This window comes from Corynebacterium sp. ACRPF, from assembly GCF_022347395.1.
Lineage (GTDB): Bacteria > Actinomycetota > Actinomycetes > Mycobacteriales > Mycobacteriaceae > Corynebacterium > Corynebacterium tuberculostearicum_D.
In genome coordinates this window covers 152435-175259 of the sequence record NZ_JAKRNB010000001.1, presented here as the reverse complement: position 1 = coordinate 175259, position 22825 = coordinate 152435, and the positions used below count along the sequence as shown (strand labels likewise).

Sequence of the window (22825 nt, the reverse complement as noted above, 5' to 3'; positions counted from 1 at the left end):
CGCACAATGGAGACGGATTATGGCTGCATCGACTAGCGAGCTTCAGGCACACGAGCATTCCGGCAAGGGCGAGGGCGAGACCGTTGGTATCGCGCTGCTGGGCTTTGGCACCGTTGGTGCTGAGGTCTTTCGCCTGCTGGGAGAGAATGCTCATGCCTTTGCTCACCGCATCGGTGGCCCAGCCGAGATTCGCGGCATCGCCATCCACAATAAAAATAAGCTGCGCCCGGGTGTGCCCCAGGAGTTGTTGACCGATGACGCCAAGGCGCTCGTCGCCCGCGACGATATCGACCTTGTGGTTGAGGTTATCGGCGGTATCGACTTCCCACGCGAGCTGGTGCTCGCCGCACTTAATTCCGGAAAGTCCGTGGTGACCGCCAATAAGGCCCTGGTTGCCGCGCACGCAGACGAGCTGGCGGAGGCCGCCGACCGCGCCGGTGTAGATCTCTACTTCGAGGCTGCCGTAGCCGCCGCGATTCCGGTAGTGGGCATGCTGCGGCGCTCCTTGGCTGGCGATCAGGTAGAGCGCATCTCCGGCATCGTCAACGGCACCACCAACTTCATCTTGGACGCGATGGAGTCCACGGGCGCTTCCTATGATGAAGCGCTGGCGGAGGCTACCCGCCTGGGCTATGCCGAGGCCGATCCCACCGCGGATGTAGAGGGCCATGACGCCGCCTCCAAGGCCGCCATCATGGCGTCTTTGGGCTTCCACACTCGCGTGAAGTTTGAGGACGTCCACTGCGAGGGCATTACCAAGGTCACCGCCGCGGATATCGCCGCGGCCAATGATGCCGGCTATTCCATCAAGCTGCTGGCCATTTGCGAGCGCCTTAAGCGTGAGGACGGCTCCGAGGCGGTCAATGCCCGCGTGCACCCCACGTTGGTGCCCAAGGAGCACCCGTTGGCCTCCGTGAGCGAGTCCTATAATGCCATCTTCGTCGAGGCCGAGGCCGCAGGTTCCCTGATGTTCTACGGCAATGGAGCGGGTGGCAATCCTACGGCTTCTGCCGTGCTTGGCGACGTCGTCGGGGCAGCCCGCAATATCGTCCACGGCGGCCGCGCCCCAGGCGAGAATACCTATGCCAACCTGCCTATTGCAGACTTTGGTGAGGTAGAAACCCGCTACCACATCGATATGGAAGTCCAGGACCGCACCGGCGTCTTGGCCGCCATCTCCGCCGTCTTTGCCGACAACGACGTTTCCCTGCGCACCGTGCGCCAGGAAGACGGCGAGGACACCGCCCGCCTCATCGTGGTCACCCACGCCGCGAAGGAGGCCGCCTTGGACACCATTGTGGCTGCCTTGGGCGAGCTCGAAGAGGTCAATGCCGTTCATTCCGTAATCCGCCTCGGCAGCTAGCCCAGCCAAATAGACTGGATAGCTATGAGCATCGAAGTTGAAGTCGGCACTAAAGCCATCGTGACCGTTCCCGCCTCCACGGCGAACCTGGGCCCAGGATATGACACCTTGGGCATGGCGTTGAGCCTGTATGACACCGTCGAGGCAGAGGTCACCACCTCGGGCCTTACGGTGGAGATTTTCGGCGAGGGTGCAGAAGACCTGCCGCGCGATGGCTCCCACTTGGTGGTCAAGGCGATTCGCTCCGCACTCTCGGCGGCCGACGCCACCGTGCCCGGTCTGCGCGTGGTCTCGCATAATAATATCCCGCAGTCGCGCGGCCTGGGCTCTTCCGCTTCCGCCGCAGTGGCGGGCGTGGCCGCCGGCAATGCGCTGGCGGGAAGCCCCCTAACCCAAGAGCAAGTGGTGCAGCTTTCTTCCGCCTTTGAAGGCCACCCCGATAATGCGGCCGCCTCCGTGCTGGGAAATGCTGTGGTGTCGTGGACCAATGTCCCCGTCGACGGCCATTCTTTGCCGGACTACCGCGCCGCATCCATCAAGGTGCACGAAGATATCCGCGCCACCGCGCTCGTGCCTGATTTCCACGCCTCCACCCAGGCGGTGCGCCGCGTCCTGCCCTCACACGTGACGCATTCGGATGCGGCGTTCAACGTCTCGCGCACCGCGGTCCAAGTGGCGGCATTGCAAAACTACCCGGATCGCCTGTGGGAGGGAACCCGCGATCGCCTGCACCAGCCGTACCGCGCGGATGTGCTTCCAGTGACCGCGGAGTGGGTCAACCGCCTGCGCAACCGCGGCTATGCGGCCTACCTATCCGGCGCCGGCCCCACCGTCATGGTGCTGCACACCGAGGATATTGAGGAGGGCATTCTTGCCGACGCCCGCGAGCAGAACCTCCGCGTCATCGACCTCACCGTGGCCGGCCCCGTCAGCGTGGAGCTTACGCAGGCTTAATCTTTAGCCGGCACACGTTGGGGTGCTGGCGCGGCACCAAGGTAATCGAGGTGTCATCATCGCTGGTTTCTTGCAGGAAGCCGGCGTGTACAGCGCACAGGAACGGCGAAGGCTCAAGCCCCGAAGAGACAAAGGGGCAAGCATGAAGCTCGATGTCGGTCGAGTCCGGCTTGGTGGCAGGATCAAAGCCCATATCGCGCAGGGTGGCAAAGAGCGTATCGAGCGCACCATCGGAGGCATCCGCGCCCGCAGCGCGCGCCCAGCGTCGCCCGATCTCTATGGCCTTGGCCGAGGCGGCGTCATCAAGCTCTTCCTTATCCGCCAGCATCGTGGTCAGCACTTCCACCAAGGTGATGTATTCCTCTGCCACCGCTTTATTATCCGGAATGCGGGCTTGGAAGATGAGGGAGGGGCGCCCGCGGCCCTTACTCGGCGCGGACACCACGTTGACGGCCCCAGCGTTGACCAGTTCATCGATGTGTCCGCGGGCGGTGTTGACGTGCATGCCTAGTTCCTCGGCAACGGTGCCGGCCTTGGCGCCTTCGGGGTGGCGTTGCACAGCGGTGAGGACCTCGCGCTGCTTGGGCGAGAGGTTGAGGGCCTCTGGAAAAAGTTCGGTGGTGGACCGGGGAAGTGAATCAGGCATGGTGGAAATCCGCCTTGGGGTCTGCGAATACAGAAAAACTAGTTGGGGTGGACAAAAACGTTTGCTTTAGACACTGTTAAGGATACGATGTTACCCGCCGCGACGCTTAAAGCGAACTCGCGGTCTACCGGTACTGTAGCCTCTTGGCCGCCCAGATCAACGCGCAGCTGCGCCGCTGCGAGGCTGGTGGCCTCGACGGCCAAGACGCGCGCTTCCCATTGATTGCAGGCCTCTGGGGCCGCGCCAATTGTGGCCGCATGCGGGGCAAAGGTCACCGCCACCTTCTGCCCAGGCTCAATAGACGCAGCCTCCTTAGTCGCCAGAACGGTAATATCGCCGCACGCGACCTCGACGGCGGACGCGCTGATCCCGGTCACGGTTCCTTCGAGGCGGTTGAGACCCGCTAGCGCCGCAACAAAGCCCGTTGGCGGTGCCTCAAGCAGACGCGCGGTAGCGCCGTGCGCCCGCACCTGGCCGGATTCCATGACCAGCATGTCCTGAGCCAGGTGCGCAATATCGAGCGCATCATGGGTGACAAGCAGCGTGGTACGGTCTGCGCGGGCCGCGTGCAAGAAGTGGCGCCACCTCTCGGCCGATTTCACATCGACTGCGGCAAGGGGTTCGTCCACAATCAGGACGGCCGGCCGTGCGGCTAGCGCGCGCACCAGCGCTACGTGGGCGGCCTGGCCGCCGGACAAGGCGGGAACGGGGACGTCGGCAAGCTCGTATAATCCCGCCGCCGCCAGGAGCTCCTGCGCACGGGTTTTATCGCGGGTGACCATGGCGACCGCCTCCACGGCTGTCGAGCGCGGCGGCAGGCCCGGACGCTGGGTGAGCAAGACGACGTCGGCGCACTCCGGGGAGACCTCCCCGCCGCTCAGACGCCCGGCAATGCGACCCATCAAGGTCGTCTTGCCGGAACCATTCGGGCCCACCACGGCCGTAATGGCGCGCGGGGAAAAATCCGTGCGCACACCGTCGACGGTCACAGACAGCGCCGGCGCATCAGTGGGACGGGTAAGGGTGCGCAGCTTATCGACGTCCAATTCATGCAATCGCCGCGCCTGCGGCTGGTAGTTCCGCCGCCGCAGGGCAGGCAGGCCCGCAAACGCCAGGCAGGCCAAGGCCAACCCGATAAGTAGCGCGGAGAGCACGTACGCGCCATCCGCATCGACTTCGCGCTCTAAATAAATGCCCAGCGGCATGGTGCGGGTGACCCCCGGCTGCGAGCCGGCAAAGGTCAGGGTCGTGCCGAATTCGCCCAGCGAGCGCGCGAAGGCCAACCCCGCGCCCGTGGCCAAGGCCGGGGCGATGGAGGGAAGGGTAATTTTGCCCAGGACCTCCCACCGGCCCAAGCCGACGCCGCGCGCAGAGGCGAGGATCTCCTGGTCCAGCTGGCGCAATGCCGAATCGACCGCGACCACCACAAAGGGCAGCGCCACAAAGGTCTGCGCCATAACGACTCCGGGGAAGGCGAAGGCGAAGTGGATGCCGAGGGCGTCGAGAAGCGGGGCCAGGTACCCCTTGCGGCCGAAAGCTGCGGTAAGGGCCAAGCCGCCCACCACCGGTGGCATGGCCAAGGGCAGGTAGACCAAGAGACGCACTACGGCGCTGCCGCGGCCGAGCTGCTGCACCCACAGGGCCAGCCCCAAGCCCAGTACGAGCGCAAGGATCATGGATTGGAAGGCTGCTGCCACTGAGATGAGCAGCATGTCCTGGTTCTCGTCGCGCGCGAGGTAGTCGCCTATGCGCGCCCACGGCACGCGCAGGCCAAGGGCGGCAACGGGGACGATGATGGTCGCTACCGCAATGAGGCCAATAAGGCCGATAAGAAGCGGGGCTTTGGGGCGAATAGGCTGTGGGGCGGACATAGTCTACTCCGCCGGGGTGAAGCCGCGCTCGCGCCAGGTGGACGCAAAGTCGCCGCTCAGGATATCGAGCACCGCGCGAGCCTGGTCGGGGTGGGATGCTTCTGCGGTAACGGCGCCCACAATCTGGTTAGTGAATTTCTCTGCCCCAGGAATGTCAATCACCTCGACATCATCGCCGGCCGCGGCGGCATCGGTGGAATAGACCCACCCAGCATCCGCCTCGCCCGAGGCGACCTTTCCTAAAACGTCGGCTACCTGGCGTTCTTGGGAGGATGGATGGACGTCCAGGCGCTTATCAGAGATGATCTGGGAGGAGATATCGCCGCAGGGAACTTGGGGATCGCAGAGCACGAAGTGGTCGGAGTGGGGCAGATCCTCCACGGAATGGATTCCCGCCGGGTTGCCCTTGGGCACGACCATGACCATGACATTGGTGGCAAGCACCTCGGGCGTGGCAACCGTGCCATCCTGCACCGCCTTATCCATGGTCTTTTTCGAAGCCGTGAGGAGAAGATCGGCCGGGGCGCCCTCGCGCAGCTTGCTTACCAAATCGGAGGAGCCGCCATTTTCAAAGCTCAGATTCACTGGCGGCTCCAGCTGGCCTGCGCGCTGAGTGAGTTTCTCATTGATGACGCGGGTGGAGGATGCAGCCAAGACATTGAGCGTGGCAGCATCCGCGTCCTGGGTGGAGGTCGTTGACGTTGGGGGAGCGCAGGATGTAAGCGCGAATGCGAGGGCGGCGAGGAGTGCGGCGGCGCGCTTCTTCATCTGCGGAGGGCTCCTTCTACTGCGGAGAGTGTGACCTATCCAGGATAGCCCTCCGCCCCGCGCGGGTTTAGCTCACGCGGGTGAACTTGATGTGGAAGTCGTTTTCTTCTTCCTTGAGGTAGTCCAGCTCGAAGTTCTCCTCGCGGGCCTCGACCTCCTTGAGCAGGGGAACCGGATTATGCGGGGCGATGAGGATCATGGACTCGCCTACGTTCAAGGTGTCCAGTGCGCCATGGATGGCGCCGTGGCGAACAGCGTGCGGAATTTCGGAGGCATTCAGAGTTGGGATGGAGTGTGGCTTATTGGCATCGGAGATGGGCAGTTGCATAGCGAGTGGTCCTTTCTTAAGGGGTGCGAGTTTCGCTCTGTAGCCAATATTAGTACGATAAAACCCGTGCAAAATAATAGCGTGGCGCATCGCCTCATCTTCCTCGCCTTCGCAGGTCTATCGTTGCTGGTAGGCCTGGCTGCGGGTGCCACCCTATTGGGGTTGACCGCCACCCCTGGCGCGTCTTTCGCCGCCGACCACGGACCACTCATGGTCTTCGGCTTCGTGGGCGGAGCCATCGGCCTTGAGCGCACCGTTGCCGTGCGCACCTCCTGGGCGTGGGCCGGGCCCGTCTGCCACGTTGCCGGCGTGCTGGGCATTCTCGCCGGCCTGCCGCGGGCGGTCCCCGCAGTGTGCTTTGCCGCCAGCTTCCTTGTCTTGGGCTTCATTTACGCCACCATCTATCGCCGTCAGGCGAGCCTTGCGATCTTGGTGCAGGCAGCTGGTGTAATCGGGGGAGTAGCAGCTGCTGCCCTGTGGGCCATGGGCCCGGGGTTCGCCGCGGCGATGCCGTTGTGCGTCCTCTACGCGGTGGCCACCATCATCGGCGAGCGCATGGAACTAGCGCGCGTCACCATGGCCGGAACCCGCGCCGAAAACCACCTGACCCTCCTAGTTCTGGGGCTGGCGGCGGCCAGCGTCATCTACGTGCTTTCCCCAGCGGTGGGCTATCGCGCCATGGGCCTGGTGCTCATTGCCACCGCAGCGGCCACCGCGCAGGTGGACGTGGCCAAGAATTTGGTGCGCTCTCACGGCCTGCCGCGCTACTCGGCGGCGTGCATGTTGGCCGGCTACGGCTGGCTCGCCCTCGGCGGTTACCTCTGGCTGCTGCACGGACAGTCCACCGGCTTTGCCTATGAAGCCTCAGTACACGCCATCTTCTTGGGCTTTGTCATGTCCATGATTTTTGCGCATGCTCCCATCATTTTCACCTCCGTTATCCGCCGCCGTTTGCCTTATCACCGGGTGCTCTTTGTGCCGGTGGCGCTCTTACACGGTGGCCTTGCGTTGCGCATCCTTGCCGATTGCGCCGAGCACACCACTGCCCTCCACACCGGCGGGGTGGTTACGATAATCGCAGTGTTAGTTTTTCTCGCCTGCGGGATTGCCCTGACCGGAAAGGAGGCGCGACGTGCGCATTCATGACGTATCCCTGGCCGCGCGCGGCCGCTGGCATACCCTGAGCGCCGCCCTTATTGGCTTGTGGATTTTTACCGGCCTCGGCCTGCTCATCGCTGCATCCTTGGGCGCTCCTGTGGTGTGGTGGGATATCATCCATCCCTTCACCATTGGCGCGCTGACCACGGCAATCATCGTCTTTTCCACCCATTTCACTGAGGCGTTGACCCGGACTGCGGGCGGGGACTATCGGGGCGTCGGCAGTCGCGTGGGCCTCGTGCAGCTCGGGCTTATCCTGCTGCTCATTGATAGGGCGGGGTATGACTGGGGCCCGCTTGCCGACGCCGCCTCTGCCCTCATCATCGCCGCCCTCACCTGGCACCTGTGGTTCATCGCGCGGCGCCTGCGCGGCTCATTGTCTGGTTCTTTTGCCGTGACCGTGCCCTTTTATATCGCGGCGTCTGTGTTCATGATTGTCTCCGTAGTGCTTGTCATCCTCAGCGGTAATGGGGTAGGCGAGTATTCCCTCCTTGTCGGCGCCCACTCGCGCGGCATGATCTGGGGCTTCGCATGGCTTACCGTCATCGGCACGGTGGTCACGTTGCTCCCCACGCTATCGGCCACCGCGATTTCGCCCACCGCTCGCGCGCGGTGTACTCGCGCGCTCATCGTGCACTGTGTTGGCCTGGCCTTGGCGATGGCGCTGTACGCGGTGGGCCTTACCCGCGCCGCAGGCGTGGCTCAACTGCTCGTGGTCCTGGCGGCGGTACTCATCATCCAGCCGGTGCTTGCCACCGTTATGGGGCGCTCGCCGCGGCTGACCACCGCCACCGTGGCCGTTATCGCCGGACTGCTGTGGGTGCTGGCGCTGTGTGCCGGTGACGCCATTTCCGCAGCGGTGGGTGCCTACCCGCGCGCCATCACCCTGATATTGCTGCCAGGCTTCCTCGGTGCCGGCCTCTTGCAGTTGGTCACCGGTGTCCTTCACCACTTGCTACCCATCCTTATCGGCGCACGCCCTAATACCACCGAGCGCACCGGCTACGCCCGTCTGCTGCTCATCAACCTGGGCGGAGTGCTGACATTGCTAGGCGCTACCGTGGCCGGGCTTATCATGATGGGGATAGGCCTTGCCGCCAACGTTATCGCCGTCGGCCGAGCCATCTACTTACAGAAAAGACTGGAGAGTTAAATGCTGAGCGTTTCTTCCTCACAACCTGCGGACAAACCCGCGCCGAAGGATTCTTCCTGGGCCTCGTGGCTGCTCATCGGCATCGCGCTGGCAGCGGTCATCGCGCTCGCGGTGGTCAATTCCACTGGTAAGGGCTCGGAGTCCGCGGCACCGGTATCCTCTGGCGAAACGCAGACCGTTGACGTGGGCGTGGATGGTATGGCCTTTACCCCCTCGTCCATCGACATCGATCCCGGCACCCACCTGGTGGTCAACTTCACCAACTCCGGCGACCAAGTCCATGACCTTAAGATTGGCGACGCCGAGACCGGCCGCGTCGACCCCGGCGAGACCGTCCAACTCGACGCTGGAGTCATCGACTCCTCCGAGGAAGGCTACTGCACCATCGCCGGCCACAAGATGCAGGGCATGACCTTCCAGGTCAACGTGGGAGACGGCGCCGCTGCAGGACATGACCATGCGGTGTCCTCAGCTAGCAACCCGCACGTAGACGTGCCAACCGCCGCCGAACTTGGCGCACAGCGCGACGAGTTTTCCGCCTTTGACGCCACCTTGCAGCCGGCCGCTGAGACGAAGACGCACAAAGAGACCTGGACGATGACCGAGGAAGTCGTGGAGGTCGCCCCCGGCATCAAGCAGATGCGCTGGCTCTTCAACGGCCAAGCCCCTGGTCCCACCCTGCGCGGCAAGGTGGGCGATAAGTTCGAAATCACCATCAAGAACGAGGGCTCCATGGCCCACTCCATTGACTTCCACGCCGGCGAGGTCAACCCAGATAAGACCATGAAATCCATCCAGCCGGGCGAGGAGTTGACCTACAAGTTCACCGCGAACCGCTCCGGCATCTGGATGTATCACTGCTCCACGATGCCCATGTCCCTTCACATCGCCAACGGCATGGCCGGCAATGTCATCATCGATCCGCCGAACCTTAAGCCCGTTGACGCGGAGTATAACTTCATGGCTACCGATGTCTTCCTAGGCGAGGAATCCACTGGCGCCGACGCCCAGCGCGTTGCCGACGGCCGCTTCGACCTGATGGCCTTCAACTACTACCCCGGCCAATATGACGCAGAGCCCATCAAGGCCAAGGTAGGCGATACCGTCCGCCTGTGGCTGACCAACCTAGGCCCCGACCAGCCGTTGAGCTTCCACGTTGTGGGCGAGCAATTCGATACTGCCTACAAGGAAGGCGCCTACCTCATCAAAAATGAGGACTCTACCGGCTCGCAAGCCCTAGACCTCCTCCCGGCGCAAGGCGGATTCGTTGAGATGACCTTCAACGAGCCCGGTACCTATTCCTTTGTCAATCACATCATGACTAACGCGGAGAAGGGCCAGCACGGCAAGTTCATCGTTACCGAGTAGCCCTCCAGCGGTACGGCCCCTCCCGCTCCTCCCGCCCTTCGCGCTTACCAGCGACCGTTCGTGGTCACATTTGATGCCCACCGTGAGCGCGAAGGGCGGGTTTGTGTATTCGTCCATCCCTCGCGCTCACGGAGGCGGCGATTTCGCGCTTGCTGCGGCTCTCAGTGAGCGCGAAGGGAGGGGAGGCGGAGACTTCTCCCTTGGCGGTCACCGGCGGAAGTGGAGGACTAGCCGAGCGGCTGCCGGTGAGCGCGAAGGGCGGTGTGGGGAGGGAACGCAGGAACCTCGCGCAGCTCCGCACGGGTGTCGTAGTCGCGTTCGGCGCCGGTGCCGGGAATCTCGATGAAGTTGGCGCCACGGATGAGGCGGCGGACGGAGACGTTCCGAGTCGTAGGAAGGGATTCGAGCTGAGAGTGGAGCGCGGGAGCGCGCCAGAGGGAACACAGCGGCTGGAGGTATCCGTCGGCGGCACGGGTGAGGACGGCATCGGCCGAGGAGGAGACGAGCGCCGAGTGCAGGCGGGGAAGCATTAGCGGCGAATCGGGGGCATCCACGGCGAAGAGGGCGAGCTCGGAGCAGTGGGATAATGCCTGGGCGCCGGCCGCGATGCCGGCGACGGGACCACCGTAGAGCGGTGACTCGCAGACCTGGGGCACGCCAAGGCGATGCGGAGAGACGGCCACGGTCGGCGTGCCGTAGGGAAGCTGGGCGAGCAGGCGGTCGATAAACCGCGTGCCGTGGACAAAAAGGGAGGCCTTATCGGTGCCGCCCATGCGCCTGCCGTGGCCGCCGGCGAGGATGACCGCGCCGAGCATTAGGACTCCGGGAGGGTGCGGGACCAGTCCCCGGAGCGGCCGCCGGATTTCGCCACGATTCCGCAGCGGCGGATAAACGCGGAGCGGTCCACGCCCTTGACCATGTCGATAATGGCGAGCGCGGAAACGTTCACGGCCGTCAGCGCCTCCATTTCCACGCCGGTGCGGTCGGCGGTGCGGACGGTAGCGGAGATGGACACGTGGTCGTCGGCAAGCGTGAGTTCGACTGCGCAGCCGTGTACGCCGATGGTGTGCGCCAGCGGAAGTAGCTCGGGGACCTTCTTGGCGGCCGAGATTCCGGCAATGCGGGCTACCGCGAGGACATCGCCCTTAGGCACGGTGCCATCGCGCAAGGCGGCCATGACCTCCGGAGAACAGGCGACCTCGCCCTCCGCAGTGGCGGTGCGCACCGTGGGCTGCTTCTCGGTGACGTCGACCATGTAGGCGGCGCCGTCAGAGTTCAGATGGGTAAATTCCATGGTTGCTCCTTAATACAGATAAACGGTGATGTCCTCGCCCATGGCTGGGGGCTCGGAGTCGATGAGGCAAAAGCCAGTGGTGCCGGCCAGGGACACGACCCGGTGGCTGCCGTGGGGCAGGTGCGAGGTGATGGCGGGCGCTGCCTGAAAGTCTACGGTGACGGGAACAATGGTCGGCCGTCCGCGGGAGGCGGGAAGGGGAGATTCCACTCGGGCGCGCAGGTTGACCCGCTGGCGTGGCGCGGGGTGTCCGGACAGTGCGGCGATAAGTGGCCGGGCATAAAGCTGGAAATCGACGAAGGCTGCCACGGGATTGCCGGGCAAGCACAGCACCGGGGTGTCATTCCACAGGGAGTAGCCCTGCGGGGCACCTGGGCGCTGGTCGACGTGCCCGAACCACGCGGAATCCGTGCGCCCGAGTACGGTGTGCACGACGTCGAAGGCGCCGGCTGATACGCCACCTGAGGTGATGATGAGGTCGTGGGAGGAGGAAAGCTCATCTAGCGCAGAGGCTAAGTCCGCAGGGGCATCACCCACGTGTACGTGTGCGTCTGCCCCTGCAAGGGCTGCGAGCATCGGGCCATTGGAATCCGGCAGCTGGCCGGGGGCGAGCTCCGCGGGGGAAGTGACGAGTTCTTCGCCGGAGGAGATGACCGCGATGCGTGGGCGCCGGTAGGCCGTAACGGTATATACGCCGGCGGAGGTGAGTGCGGCGATGACGGCGGCGTCGATAAGCGTGCCGGCGGTGGCGACTGGCGCGCCGGGCTGTATGTCCTCGCCGGCGGGGCGGATATGTGATTTGGTGGGGGCCTCCGTGATGGTGACCTCGTCCGGAAGTGCTACCGGGCCGGCCGGGGTGGTGGTGTTTTCTACGGGAACGACGAGCATTCCTGCGGTATCGGCCACGGGGGCGCCGGTCATGATGCGAACGGCGTGGCCGGCGGGCACATCGATGGGAGCCGAGCCGGCCGGTACATCGCCGGCGACGGGGAGGGTCCATGGTGCGGAGGAGGAAAGATCCGCGGCGTGGACGAGGAAGCCATCCATGGCCGAATTGGCATGGGGCGGCACGGGGAAGCGCGCGGTGGCGTCGGCGGCGAGGACGCGGCCGATGAGGGAGGCGTCGACGGGCGCGGACTCGGCCGGCGGCGTGGAAGCCAGCGCGAGTACGGCATCGAGGTGCGCGGAGATGCTGCGGGGCGTGGACATAAGACTCAGGTTAGCCGCCGATGGCGGACATCGGACGGTCCGGTTGGAGAAAGCCCTCGTCATCAATGCCATGACCGGGCTTTTTGGTCCACATTTCCCCGGCCCAAGCCTCCATGATATCCTCATCGCTCGCGCCGGAGCGCAGCAGGTCTCGCAGTGGGGTTTCGGAATTGCCAAAGAGGCAATTGCGAATGGCGCCATCGGTAGTAAGGCGGGTGCGGTCGCAATCGCCGCAGAAGGGGTGGGTGACCGAGGCAATGATGCCCAGCGTGCCGCGCGTGCCATTCGGAGCGCTGACCTCCCATAGGGCGGCGGGGGCGGAACCGCGCGGTTCGCGTGCCGGCTCCATGGAAAAATGGGTGCGCAGGCGGGCGAGGATGTCTTCGGCCGTGACCATGTCCTCGCGGCGCCATTGCTCGCGGGGCCCGAGCGGCATCTGCTCGATGAAGCGGAGCTGGGCGCCGTGGTGGACGGCATAGTCCGCCAGGGGAACGATGTCTTCTTCGTTTACCCCGGGCATGACCACGGCGTTGATCTTAATGGGATGCAGGCCCGCGGCATCCGCGGCGGCGATGGCCTGCAACACGTGGTCGAGCCGGTCGCGGCGAGTGAGCGCGGCGTAGCGCTCGCGGTCGATGGTGTCGAGCGAGATATTGATGCGGTCGAGCCCGGCCGCGGCGAGGGCGCCGGCGCGCTTTTCTAGGCCAAGACCGTTGGTGGTCAGCGCGGTGGATGGGGAGCGGCCCTGGTCGGTGCGCAGCTGCTTGGTCGCGGCAATAATTTTCTCCAGCGACTTGCGCAGCAGGGGCTCGCCGCCGGTAAAGCGCACTTGGCGGATGCCCAGCTTGCCGACGCCTATCCGGATCAGCCGGATGGTTTCCTCATCGCTCAAGGTTTGCTCTGTGGGCATCCACTCTAAGCCTTCGGCCGGCATGCAATAGGTGCAGCGCAGGTTGCAGCGATCCGTGAGCGAGACGCGCAGGTCGCGGGCTTGGCGTCCATAGCGATCCAACAGTGCGCGCGTGCCATCAGCGGCCGGTGCAGGCAGATCCGCCGGCGGTTTCGCTCGGCCCACGGTAGGCAGGGGCAGGGAAACGACGGGCTGCTGGGAGGAAGAGGTCATTGGTGCCAGTCTAAGAGAGGGGACGAGGTACACCAAGCTGCAACGGCGACTGACGCGAATTTATTCCTAGTTTTCCCGGCTTAAATCGGCGGCGTTGGTGGCATCGAGGCGCTGGGATTCGCCTGGGCCCTTGAGGCGGATGATGTTGTACTCACCTTCTGCCAGGTGGGCGCGCAAATCTTTCTTATCGAACTTGCCCACGGATGTCTTATCGATGGACTTCACAAAGGTCCAATACTCCGGCAGCATCCAGCTCGGCAGTTCCTTGCGCATGCTGGCGCGCAGGCGCTCTGCGGTTTCGATGGTGGGCGAGGCGCCCTCGGCCAATACTGTGACGGCGAGTGGGCGCTCGACCCATTGCTTATCGGGGTAGCCAATCACGGCGGCCTCGACGACAAGCTCGTCAGACATGATGAGGTTTTCTAGCTGCACGGAATAGATCCATTCGCCGCCGGAGCGAATGACATCGCGGGCGCGGTCCTCCACGGTAAGGAAGCCGTCCTTGGTAACAGAGCCGACGTCGCCAGTGCGCAGCCAGCCATCGGCGGTGAACTTATCCTCCGCGGCCTCGACTTGTTTGCCGCGGAATTCGGAGGCGATTTCGCCCGGCTCAGCGGTGGGCGAGTGGTAGTAGGAACCGGTGACTAGGTTGCCGCGCACCTGCAGCTCGCCGGCATTGCGGTCGGTGCGGGCGACAACTTGCCCGTCGTTGACCACGCGGTATTCCAGTGAGGCGGGGATGCGGCCTTGGGATACGCGGTAGGCCCAGCGGGTATCGCCGGAGGCACCTTGGGGCGGGCGGGCAACGCTGCCCACGGTGGAGGTTTCCACCATGCCCCACACGTGGACCACATCGACGCCGTAGCGCTCCTCCCACATCTTGATCAGCGTCGGCGGGACGGGGGAGCCGCCGGCGTAGATCTCGGTGAGCGTCATGCGCTCTGGTGGATGGTGCATGTAGTGGACAAAGAGCTGAATCCAGATGGTGGGCACGCCGTGTGCCACGCGCGGAGAGGTAGCGGCGATGGCTTTGGCTAGGGTGGGGGCGGACACGTCGGCGTCGGGAAGCACCAGCGGGGTGCCCGTCATGAAACAGGTGAAGGGAACGCCCCAGCTGAGCACGTGGCAGATAGGAATGCAGCACAGGAAGGTCTCGCCGTGGGTAATGCACAGCGAGTCCGAGGAACGCAGCTGCATGGCCTCTAGGTAGAGGGACCGGTGCGAATACAGCACTCCCTTGGGAGCGCCCGTGGTGCCCGTGGAATAGCACAGCGCCGCGGCCGTGCGCTCATCTAGTTCGGGCCAGTCATAGACGGTTGAGCGGCCGTCGATAAGAGCCTCGTAGGAATACACCTCAACCCCGCGGGGGAAAAGGTGGGCAAATTGCTGCGCTGGTTGGGCGCCGGTGATGATGACGCTTCCCACGGAGTCGGTGCCTACGAGCACCTTGCCTAGCTGCTGCGCCAGGCGGGGATCGCACACGATAGCGGAGATTTCCGCATGGTTAATAATGTGGCGAATCTGGTCATTCATCAGCTGTTTATTCAGCGGGGCGAAAATTGCGCCTTTGCAGGCGGTGCCGAACATTACCTCCAAGTGCTCGGCGCAATTCCACATAAAGCTGCCCACGCGCTCATCGCTGGTGATGCCCAATTCATCGTGAATGGCGTGGGCGAACGCGGCGGCGCGGGCGGCGATATCGCGGAAGGTAACTTCCTCGGCCGGATCGAATTCCGAGCCGGTGCCCTCACCGTGCCAGGTGGTAACCGTGGTGTCCCCGTGTACCGAGGCACCGTATTCCAAAATGCGGGTCAGGGAGAGGGGGATATCCATCATCGTGGAAAGCATGCCTCTACTGTAGCGGTGTCATGGTGCGGGCGTTGCGCCCTATGCGTTATACTTGTTCGCGACTGGTAGGAAACCGGAAAGTTTTAGCTCCCCTTTCCTATGCATTCGGGCCCAGAGAAGTATTTTTGCCCGCAGTCGTTTCTTGATTTCTTCCGGTTCGCGCACTAGCTGTGCGAAGTCTCCTCGAGGACACGGAAGAGGCCTCATACTTATTGCCCGGCAGGACGCACATGCGCCTTGGCACGAGGGCGAGAAGTCCTAGAAAAATACACATTGGCTTCCAGTGCAACGCCGCGAGCATAGGCTGCGGCGGCTCCCGCATAATCGGACCTGGTCAAGCAACGAAAGGATATCCGTGAGCGAAACGGACAACACCGCAGCACAGGATCTTGCATCCCTGAAGCTGCCGGAATTGCGCAAAATGGCCGCAGAGCGCGGCCTACGTGGTGTCTCTGCCCTGCGCAAGGGGGATCTCATCACCGCCATCAAGACCGGAAAGGTTCCGCCTAAGGCCAAGGCCAAGGTGGAAAAGGCCGCTCAGGTAGAAAAGGCGGACAAGGCAGAGAAGCCTGAGAAGGCAGATAAGCCGCGCAATAAGGCGCAGGATGAAGCGCCGCACAAGGCGGAAAAGCAGGAAGAATCCAGCGAGAAGAAGGATAATCGCCAGCAGGGCTCTGGTGAGGAGCAGCGCTATGAGTCGCGCTCCCAGGCCCGCCGCGCTCGCCGCAACCGCGCCCGCCGCCAAGAGCGTCAGGAGCGCCAGGAACGCCAAGAGCGCGAGGAGCGCAACCGCAACGAGGAGCAGGGCGGCACTAAGGACAGCCGCGACAAAAACTCCCAGGACGGCTCCGATAGTCAGGGCGAGAAGAATGACCGCGGCGATAATAAGCAGCGCGGCAACCGCCATGAGGACAACAATAACCACGAGCGCGGCAACCGCCGTGGGCGCCGCAACCGCCGCAACCGCCGCGGCCGCGGAAATAACAATGACAATACCGGCGGCAACGATTTGCAGGTCCGCGAGGGCGATGAGCTGCAGGCCGTCGGCGGCATCTTGGACGTCGTAGACAATAATGTCGCCTTCCTGCGCACCACGGGCTACCGTGCCGCGGCTTCCGACGTCTTTGTGAACAACGGCATCGTCCGCCGCCTGGGCCTGCGCTCTGGTGACGCCATCACCGGCCAGGTCAAGGTCTCCGGCCCGACGCATACGCACGGCAATGGCCGCAACCGCCGCAAGTACAACCAGCTGGTACAGGTCGATACCGTCAACGGCATCGATCCGGAAGGCGCAAAGCAGCGCCCGCACTTTAATAAGCTCACCCCGCTGTACCCGAATAAGCGCTTGCGTTTGGAGACGGATCCGAAGATCCTCACCACCCGCGTCATTGACCTCATCATGCCGATTGGTAAGGGCCAGCGCGCGCTTATCGTCTCCCCGCCAAAGGCCGGTAAGACGACGATTCTGCAGAATATCGCCAACGCGATTTCTACCAATAACCCGGAGTGCTACCTCATGGTCGTCCTTGTAGACGAGCGCCCTGAGGAAGTTACGGACATGCAGCGCTCCGTCAACGGTGAGGTAATTGCCTCCACCTTTGACCGCCCGCCATCAGAGCACACCTCCGTGGCGGAGCTGGCTATCGAGCGCGCCAAGCGCCTGGTGGAGCAGGGCAAGGACGTCGTGGTCCTGCTGGATTCCATTACCCGCCTGGGCCGCGCTTATAACAATTCCTCCCCGGCTTCTGGCCGCATTCTCTCCGGCGGTGTGGACTCCAATGCGCTCTACCCACCAAAGCGCTTCCTGGGTGCCGCCCGCAATATCGAAGAGGGTGGTTCGCTGACGATTATCGCCACCGCCATGGTGGAGACCGGCTCTACCGGCGATACCGTCATCTTCGAGGAGTTCAAGGGCACGGGCAACGCCGAGCTGAAGCTGGATCGTGGCATCTCTGAGCGCCGTGTCTTCCCGGCTGTGGACGTCAACCCGTCCGGTACTCGTAAGGACGAGCTGCTGCTCGTTCCAGAGGAGGCACGCATCATGACCAAGCTGCGTCGCATCCTCTCCGCCTTGGACTCCCACCAAGCCATTGACCTGCTCATTAAGCAGCTGAAGAAGACCCGCTCCAATGGCGAGTTCTTGATGCAGGTGGCCTCCTCGGCCCCGATGGCTGCGGATAAGGATGAAGAAGATTATGTCTAATCAGGTTTCGCTCGTTGATGACATCGTGTCCGAGTACCAGGGCATTGAGATGCAGATGGCCGATCCGGAAGTAGCCGGTGACCAGAAACAATTCCGCAAGCTCTCCAAGCGCTACGCGGAGCTGCGCCCCATCATCATGGTCAATGATGAGCTCACCCAGGCGCGCGAGGATCTCGCTGATGCCAAGGAGATGGCCTACGAGGATCATGACTTCCAGGAGGAAGCGGACCGCCTAGAAAAGTCCGTGGAGAGTTTGGAAGAAAAGCTCGCTGACCTGCTCGCGCCGCGCGATGAGCAGGATTCCGAGGACATCATTATGGAAATCAAGGCCGGCGCGGGCGGCGAAGAAGCGGCTCTCTTTGCCGGCGACTTGGCCCGCATGTACGAGCGTTATGCGGACAAGACGGGCTTTAATTGGGAGGTTTTGGGCCTCAATGAGTCCGATTTGGGCGGTGTGAAGGATATGACCATTTCCTTCCGCTCCAAGTCCCCGTCGCGCGATGGTGCATGGTCCGTATTCAAGTTTGAGGGCGGCGTGCACCGCGTGCAGCGTGTTCCGGTTACCGAATCCCAGGGCCGCATTCAGACCTCTGCTGCCGGCGTGCTGGTCTACCCGGAGCCGGAAGAGGTCGAGTCCGTCAATATCGATGACAAGGATATTCGCGTCGACGTCTACCGTTCTTCCGGTAAGGGCGGTCAGGGCGTGAACACCACCGACTCCGCGGTGCGTATTACCCACCTGCCTACTGGGCTTATCGTGACCTGCCAGAAGGAGCGTTCCCAGATTCAGAATAAGGCGCGTGCGCTGCAAGTTTTGCAGGCCCGTCTGGATCAAATGGAGCGCGAGGCGCGCGAGGCTGAGGCCGGCGAGCAGCGCGCCTCTCAGGTACGCACCATGGACCGTTCCGAGCGCATCCGCACCTATAACTGGCCGGAAAACCGCATCACGGATCACCGCATTGGTTACAAGGCCAATAACCTGGACTCCGTGCTGAACGGTGACATGCATGACCTTATTAAGGCCTTGCAGGACCAAGAGCGCGCCGAGCGCCTCGAGGCCGAGGGCTAAACCAGCGTGGAAAACACGTATGGACGGGCGCTGCGCCGCGGGGTGCAGCGCCTTCGTGCTGCCGGGGTGGCCAGCCCTGAATGGGATGCACGCATCCTGGCCGCGCACCTCATCCACTGCGGCCACATGAATATCCCGCTCGATCAGGCTCCTATGCCCGGCTTCGACGTGGCCTATGATGCGCTGCTGCGCCGCCGGGAAGCCCGCGAGCCTTTGCAGTACGTACTAGGCAGCGCCTGGTTCGGCCCGCTGGAGCTCAAGGTGGGCCCGGGCGTGTTTATCCCGCGGCCGGAAACCGAGGTGATGGCGGACTGGGCGGTGCGCAACGCAGATGGCCCGCGGCTGGTAGATCTGTGCACCGGCACGGGCGCTTTAGCGCTCTATCTGCACCACTATCTACCGGAGGCGCAGGTGAAGGCAGTAGAGCTTGCCGACGCCGCCCTGGCTTACACCCACGCCAATGCCCGTAACACCGGGGTAGAGGTCATCCAGGCTGACGCCACGGCCGACGATACTTTGGCGGAATGGAATGGGACCGTGGATCTCCTCGTGACCAACCCGCCCTACGTGCCAGAGACCCCGGATCTTGATCCCGAGGTCTATCATGACCCGCATAACGCGGTTTTTGCCGGAGCGGATGGGATGGGGGTCATTTCCGGCCTTATCCCGACCATTGCGCGCCTTGTGCGCCCCGGCGGCAAGTTAGCCATCGAACACGACGATTCCACGAGCGAGGCCGTACAAGCCGCGTTGGCCCGACACGGCGGCTTTGAACAGATCGCCCCGCTGCAAGACCTGACGGGAACGCCCCGCTTTGTCACTGCGGTGCGCGGGGTAGACTAAGACACCATTGAGGGCAAGAAGGGGAAAAGATTATGCAAGGAAAGATTTTTAACTGCGCCGATGATGCCGAGCGCGAAGAGGGCATGAACATTGCGGTCAAGGCTGCGCAATCCGGTCGCCTTGTGGTTATGCCCACCGATACGCTCTACGGACTCGGCTGCGATGCCTTTGATAATGATGCTGTAGCCAACCTCTTGGCCACCAAGCAGCGTGGCCCGGATATGCCGGTGCCGGTTTTGGTGGGTTCCTGGGATACCGTTCGCGGTCTGGTAGCTTCCTATACGGATACCGCGCGTGACTTGGTGGAGGCCTTCTGGCCCGGTGGCCTGTCCATCGTCGTTCCGCAAGCGCCGTCTCTGCCGTGGAATCTGGGCGATACCCGCGGCACCGTGATGCTGCGTATGCCCTTGCACCCCATCGCCATCGAGTTGCTGCGCGAGGTTGGCCCCATGGCAGTCTCCTCCGCCAATATTTCTGGCCACCAGCCGCCGACCACGGCGCTTATGGCCAAGCAGCAGCTAGGTAAAGCCGTAACGGTTTACTTGGATGGGGGAGAGACGGCCGTCGGCAAGCCCTCGACCATCATTGATCTCTCCGGCGAGCGCCCATACCTCCTGCGCGAAGGCGCGCTTTCGGCCGAGGAAATCGGCGAGGTCATTGGCGTCGACGCGCAGACCCTGCGCACCCGCCCACAAGCTTAAGGAGGCATTCGCGTGAGCGGCAGTGGTGTCCCGCTGCGCGAGCTGGCCCTCGTCATCCTCGTCGCAGCAGCATTTACGTATCTCACCACCGGTGTGGTGCGCTCCTTTTTGGTGCGCACTGGCCGCGTGGCGGAGATTCGCCTGCGCGACGCCCACACACAGCCCACCCCGCGCATGGGTGGGGTGGCGATGTTTACCGGCTTCGCGGCGGCGATATTCCTCGCAGCCCAGCTTCCAGCCTTGACTCGGGGCTTTATGCCCGTCACTCCGGAGATGAATGCGGTGCTCTGGGCGGCCCTGGCGCTCGTGCTCGTCGGAGTGGTTGATGACTTGGTGGAACTGAGTGCCATAGTGAAGCTTTTTGGCCAGCTCTTTGCGGCCACCTTGATGAGCGGACTGGGCCTTACCTGGACGCTGCTTTTCATCCCTTTTGGCGGCGGCACCACGGTCGTCCTCGACCAATTACAAAGCACCCTGCTCACCGCATTCTTTACCGTTTTGCTGATCAATGCCATCAACTTTGTCGACGGACTCGATGGCCTAGCGGCAGGCCTTGGCATGATTGCGGGCGGGGCAATTCTGGTCTTTTCCTTGACCGTTCTCCACGACCAAGGCGGTGCAGTCTCGGCCTACCCACCGGCCATCATCAGCGCTGCCTTGGTGGGAATGTGCGCTGGATTCTTGCCGCATAACTTCGAACCGTCGCGCATCTTCATGGGCGATTCTGGCTCGATGCTTATTGGTCTCTTGCTCGCTGCGGCCTCGACTTCCGCGTCTGGCAAGATCAACATGTCGCTTTACGGCACGGTGGACATTGTCGCTTTGATGTCTCCCATCATCGTGGTGGCCGCAGCGGTGTTTATTCCAGTCCTGGACCTTGTCTGGGCCGTCATTCGCCGTCTGTCCCAGGGACGGTCACCGTTTGCTGCGGATAAGGCGCACATCCATCACCGCCTACTCTCGCTCGGCCATACCCACCGCCGGACCGTGCTGGTTCTTTACCTGTGGGTCTCCGCCGTAGCCTTCGGCGCGGTGTCCTTTTCCATCGTGCCCGCGTCGGTGGCCATTGGCGTCACCATCGTTGCCTTGCTCCTCGCGTTCGCGGCGACCCTCGTGCCTTTGCGCCAAGGAAAGATTGGGCCTGCCGCGCGAGAGACCGTCGTGGTGAAGGAATCCGAGCCCTCGTGAGGTAGGGTGTGTAGCCGTGAGTGAAGCACAAGCGACTACGCAACCCTCGGAATTTGATGACCACCGCCGTCCCATGCAAAGGGCGGTCAAGCTGGGTGGTCTTGCCCTGCTGGTTATCACGGTGGTCTCCTTGGCCGTCTGGGGCGGTATCAGGGGTCTCCCCGGCATTTGGGGAGTCCTGGTCGGTGCCGCTATCGGTGGCGGCTTCGTCTTGTTCACCGCTTTGTCGGTTTTGCTGACCGCCAATACCACTCCTGCCAACACCATGGCCGTGGTGCTGGGCGGTTGGCTGCTCAAGGTCATCGTCTTGGTCATGGTGCTTCTCGTAATCCGAGATATGGATTTCTATGACACCATGGCGCTGTTCGTAACCGTCATGCTGGCACTTTTTGCCACCTTGGGCACGGAGGTGTGGGCAGTAGTTACCTCGCGCGTCACCTACGTCTCGTAGTAGGGAAGAGGCCTCCTAAAGGGCCCACCGCTTTTCTGGAAGGAAAGGTGGTGGGCCCTTTTGCTTTGCGTGCATGCAATCGTTTCTGTCGTGGTTACCCCCGTCAAGGTGGGGAAATAGGCAAGTGTGATGAACTCCACGTAGCAGGATTTAGGCAGAATGTGGCCTTTTTGTTGTGAATTTGTGGCGGAATTGAGCCCGCAGCGGTGAAACTAGGGGCGTTAGTGGCCCCCCACGTGCGAAAACTCTTGATCTAACTGATACGCTTTTCTTCGGGTTACCGCGGGCTAGCACAAAAGCTGGCTTTCGCAGCGGTGAATCCCTGTCTTGCGCACGCTGATGTGCGACGGAGTCCGTGTGTGAGGCAGAGAGTTTGAGACGTCCATCGCACCACACGGCCTTCGACAAGCTGTGTGGCCCGAACACGGGAGAGAACGCTGAGCGTTACAACATTGGCCATGAAGGGTAGCTTCCACGCACCCGAACTGGACCCAGAATTTTTCCCGGGGCACGTAACCGATGATGGCGGAGTCGTTGACCTCTGGTTGAGCGATTTTGCCAACGGTTGGTTCGCTTTGGATCGCATCATGCTCGTTCGCCTTCTGATGGCGGCCGTGCTGGTGCTCCTATTTGTTGTCGCCTTCAGGAACCCCAAGCTGGTTCCTAAAGGAATTCAAAACGTAGGCGAGCATGCGATTGACTTCGTGCGAGTTCAGATCGCAGAAGACATCTTGGGCAAGAAGGAAGGACGTCGCTTCCTTCCACTTTTGGCCTCTATCTTCTTTGCAGTTTTGTTCTGGAACCTCACAACTATTGTGCCGGGTCTGAACATTTCTCCGAACGCCCGTATCGGTATGCCAATCGTCTTGGCAGCTGTTGCGTATATCGCCATGATTTACGCCGGCGCTAAGCGCTATGGCTTTGGCAAGTTCATCAAGTCCTCGGTGGTTATTCCTAACCTGCCGCCGGCCTTGCACATTCTTGTCGTGCCGATTGAGGCTTTCTCTACGTTTGTTATGCGCCCAGTCACCCTGGCTCTTCGTCTTATGGCGAACTTCCTGGCTGGCCACCTCATTTTGGTCCTGTTGTACTCGGCTACGAACTTCTTCTTCTTCCAGTTCAACGCCTGGACCGCAGTGGGTGGCTTGACCCTGGTCGCAGCGGTTCTGTTCACGCTTTACGAGCTTATCGTCATCTTCTTGCAGGCATACATCTTTGCCCTGCTGACGGCGGTATACATCGAATTGTCGTTGCATGCAGATTCGCACTAACAACAACGCGAACCTC

General features: G+C 62.7%; 21 protein-coding genes. 12 read left to right on the top strand and 9 right to left on the bottom strand.

Annotation, left to right across the window (positions count from 1 at the left end; genetic code table 11):
- Window positions 1–19: 19 nt before the first annotated feature.
- Complete coding sequence (locus MHX61_RS00815) at window positions 20–1363, top strand: homoserine dehydrogenase (protein ID WP_239191520.1); 1344 nt, start codon at window positions 20–22, stop codon at window positions 1361–1363.
- A 24-nt stretch (window positions 1364–1387) separates the two neighbouring features.
- Entirely contained in the window at window positions 1388–2317 is a 930-nt protein-coding gene (gene thrB / locus MHX61_RS00810) for a homoserine kinase (protein WP_239191517.1), read from the top strand.
- Here thrB and MHX61_RS00805 read toward each other — a convergent pair.
- The 4 genes from MHX61_RS00805 to MHX61_RS00790 form a co-directional block, all read right to left on the bottom strand.
- Entirely contained in the window at window positions 2304–2963 is a 660-nt protein-coding gene (locus MHX61_RS00805; protein ID WP_239191514.1) for a metalloregulator ArsR/SmtB family transcription factor, read from the bottom strand. The two genes, thrB and MHX61_RS00805, sit on opposite strands and share 14 nt — an antisense overlap.
- Window positions 2964–3001: 38 nt before the next feature.
- Window positions 3002–4834, bottom strand: coding sequence for an ATP-binding cassette domain-containing protein (locus tag MHX61_RS00800; RefSeq protein WP_239191511.1), 1833 nt, complete (start codon window positions 4832–4834; stop codon window positions 3002–3004).
- Between the two features lie 3 nt (window positions 4835–4837).
- Window positions 4838–5602, bottom strand: a complete 765-nt coding sequence (gene modA / locus MHX61_RS00795; RefSeq protein ID WP_239191508.1) for a molybdate ABC transporter substrate-binding protein — start codon at window positions 5600–5602, stop codon at window positions 4838–4840.
- 67 nt (window positions 5603–5669) lie between these two features.
- A complete protein-coding gene (locus MHX61_RS00790; protein ID WP_239191505.1) occupies window positions 5670–5930 on the bottom strand; it encodes a DUF2249 domain-containing protein in 261 nt (86 codons plus the stop codon).
- Window positions 5931–5996: 66 nt separating this feature from the next.
- Between MHX61_RS00790 and MHX61_RS00785 the strand changes: the two genes are divergently transcribed.
- From MHX61_RS00785 to MHX61_RS00775, 3 genes are read left to right on the top strand one after another with little or no spacing between them, the layout of a single operon-like run.
- On the top strand, window positions 5997–7076 hold the full coding sequence (locus tag MHX61_RS00785) for a hypothetical protein (RefSeq protein WP_239191502.1): 1080 nt from the start codon (window positions 5997–5999) through the stop codon (window positions 7074–7076).
- Window positions 7063–8241, top strand: a complete 1179-nt coding sequence (locus MHX61_RS00780) for a beta-carotene 15,15'-monooxygenase (protein WP_239191499.1) — start codon at window positions 7063–7065, stop codon at window positions 8239–8241. Before MHX61_RS00785 ends, MHX61_RS00780 begins: the two co-directional genes overlap by 14 nt.
- The gene (locus MHX61_RS00775) at window positions 8242–9609 is read left to right on the top strand and encodes a multicopper oxidase domain-containing protein (RefSeq protein ID WP_239191496.1); all 1368 of its coding nucleotides are present in this window, start codon (window positions 8242–8244) and stop codon (window positions 9607–9609) included. It begins immediately after the preceding gene.
- Window positions 9610–9836: 227 nt separating this feature from the next.
- Here MHX61_RS00775 and MHX61_RS00770 read toward each other — a convergent pair whose 3' ends face one another.
- From MHX61_RS00770 to MHX61_RS00750, 5 genes are all read right to left on the bottom strand, one after another.
- Window positions 9837–10424, bottom strand: a complete 588-nt coding sequence (locus MHX61_RS00770) for a molybdenum cofactor guanylyltransferase (RefSeq protein ID WP_239191495.1) — start codon at window positions 10422–10424, stop codon at window positions 9837–9839.
- The gene (gene moaC, locus MHX61_RS00765; protein WP_239191494.1) at window positions 10424–10903 is read right to left on the bottom strand and encodes a cyclic pyranopterin monophosphate synthase MoaC; all 480 of its coding nucleotides are present in this window, start codon (window positions 10901–10903) and stop codon (window positions 10424–10426) included. The genes MHX61_RS00770 and moaC overlap by 1 nt, the downstream gene beginning before the upstream one ends.
- Window positions 10904–10912: 9 nt before the next feature.
- Window positions 10913–12112 carry a molybdopterin molybdotransferase MoeA gene (locus tag MHX61_RS00760; RefSeq protein ID WP_239191493.1) on the bottom strand — a complete coding sequence of 400 codons (1200 nt, stop codon included), beginning with the start codon at window positions 12110–12112 and terminating at the stop codon, window positions 10913–10915.
- Between the two features lie 10 nt (window positions 12113–12122).
- Window positions 12123–13235: a GTP 3',8-cyclase MoaA gene (gene moaA / locus MHX61_RS00755; protein WP_239191491.1), complete on the bottom strand. Its 1113-nt coding sequence runs from the start codon at window positions 13233–13235 to the stop codon at window positions 12123–12125.
- A 66-nt stretch (window positions 13236–13301) separates the two neighbouring features.
- Window positions 13302–15083, bottom strand: coding sequence for a long-chain fatty-acid--CoA ligase (locus tag MHX61_RS00750; protein ID WP_005327634.1), 1782 nt, complete (start codon window positions 15081–15083; stop codon window positions 13302–13304).
- Between the two features lie 355 nt (window positions 15084–15438).
- On the opposite strand from MHX61_RS00750, the gene rho reads away from it, so the two are divergent.
- The 7 genes from rho (at window position 15439) to atpB (ending at window position 22809) form a co-directional block, all read left to right on the top strand.
- Entirely contained in the window at window positions 15439–17286 is a 1848-nt protein-coding gene (rho, locus tag MHX61_RS00745) for a transcription termination factor Rho (RefSeq protein ID WP_239191489.1), read from the top strand.
- On the top strand, window positions 17279–18355 hold the full coding sequence (gene prfA / locus MHX61_RS00740) for a peptide chain release factor 1 (protein WP_198492893.1): 1077 nt from the start codon (window positions 17279–17281) through the stop codon (window positions 18353–18355). The genes rho and prfA overlap by 8 nt, the downstream gene beginning before the upstream one ends.
- Window positions 18356–18361: 6 nt before the next feature.
- Window positions 18362–19198: a peptide chain release factor N(5)-glutamine methyltransferase gene (gene prmC, locus MHX61_RS00735; RefSeq protein WP_239191487.1), complete on the top strand. Its 837-nt coding sequence runs from the start codon at window positions 18362–18364 to the stop codon at window positions 19196–19198.
- Between the two features lie 32 nt (window positions 19199–19230).
- Entirely contained in the window at window positions 19231–19899 is a 669-nt protein-coding gene (locus MHX61_RS00730; RefSeq protein WP_005327639.1) for an L-threonylcarbamoyladenylate synthase, read from the top strand.
- 12 nt (window positions 19900–19911) lie between these two features.
- Window positions 19912–21087: a glycosyltransferase family 4 protein gene (locus tag MHX61_RS00725; protein ID WP_239191485.1), complete on the top strand. Its 1176-nt coding sequence runs from the start codon at window positions 19912–19914 to the stop codon at window positions 21085–21087.
- Window positions 21088–21160: 73 nt separating this feature from the next.
- Window positions 21161–21538, top strand: coding sequence for a hypothetical protein (locus tag MHX61_RS00720; RefSeq protein ID WP_239191637.1), 378 nt, complete (start codon window positions 21161–21163; stop codon window positions 21536–21538).
- A gap of 458 nt (window positions 21539–21996) precedes the next feature.
- Complete coding sequence (gene atpB, locus MHX61_RS00715) at window positions 21997–22809, top strand: F0F1 ATP synthase subunit A (protein WP_049361382.1); 813 nt, start codon at window positions 21997–21999, stop codon at window positions 22807–22809.
- Window positions 22810–22825: the final 16 nt, after the last annotated feature.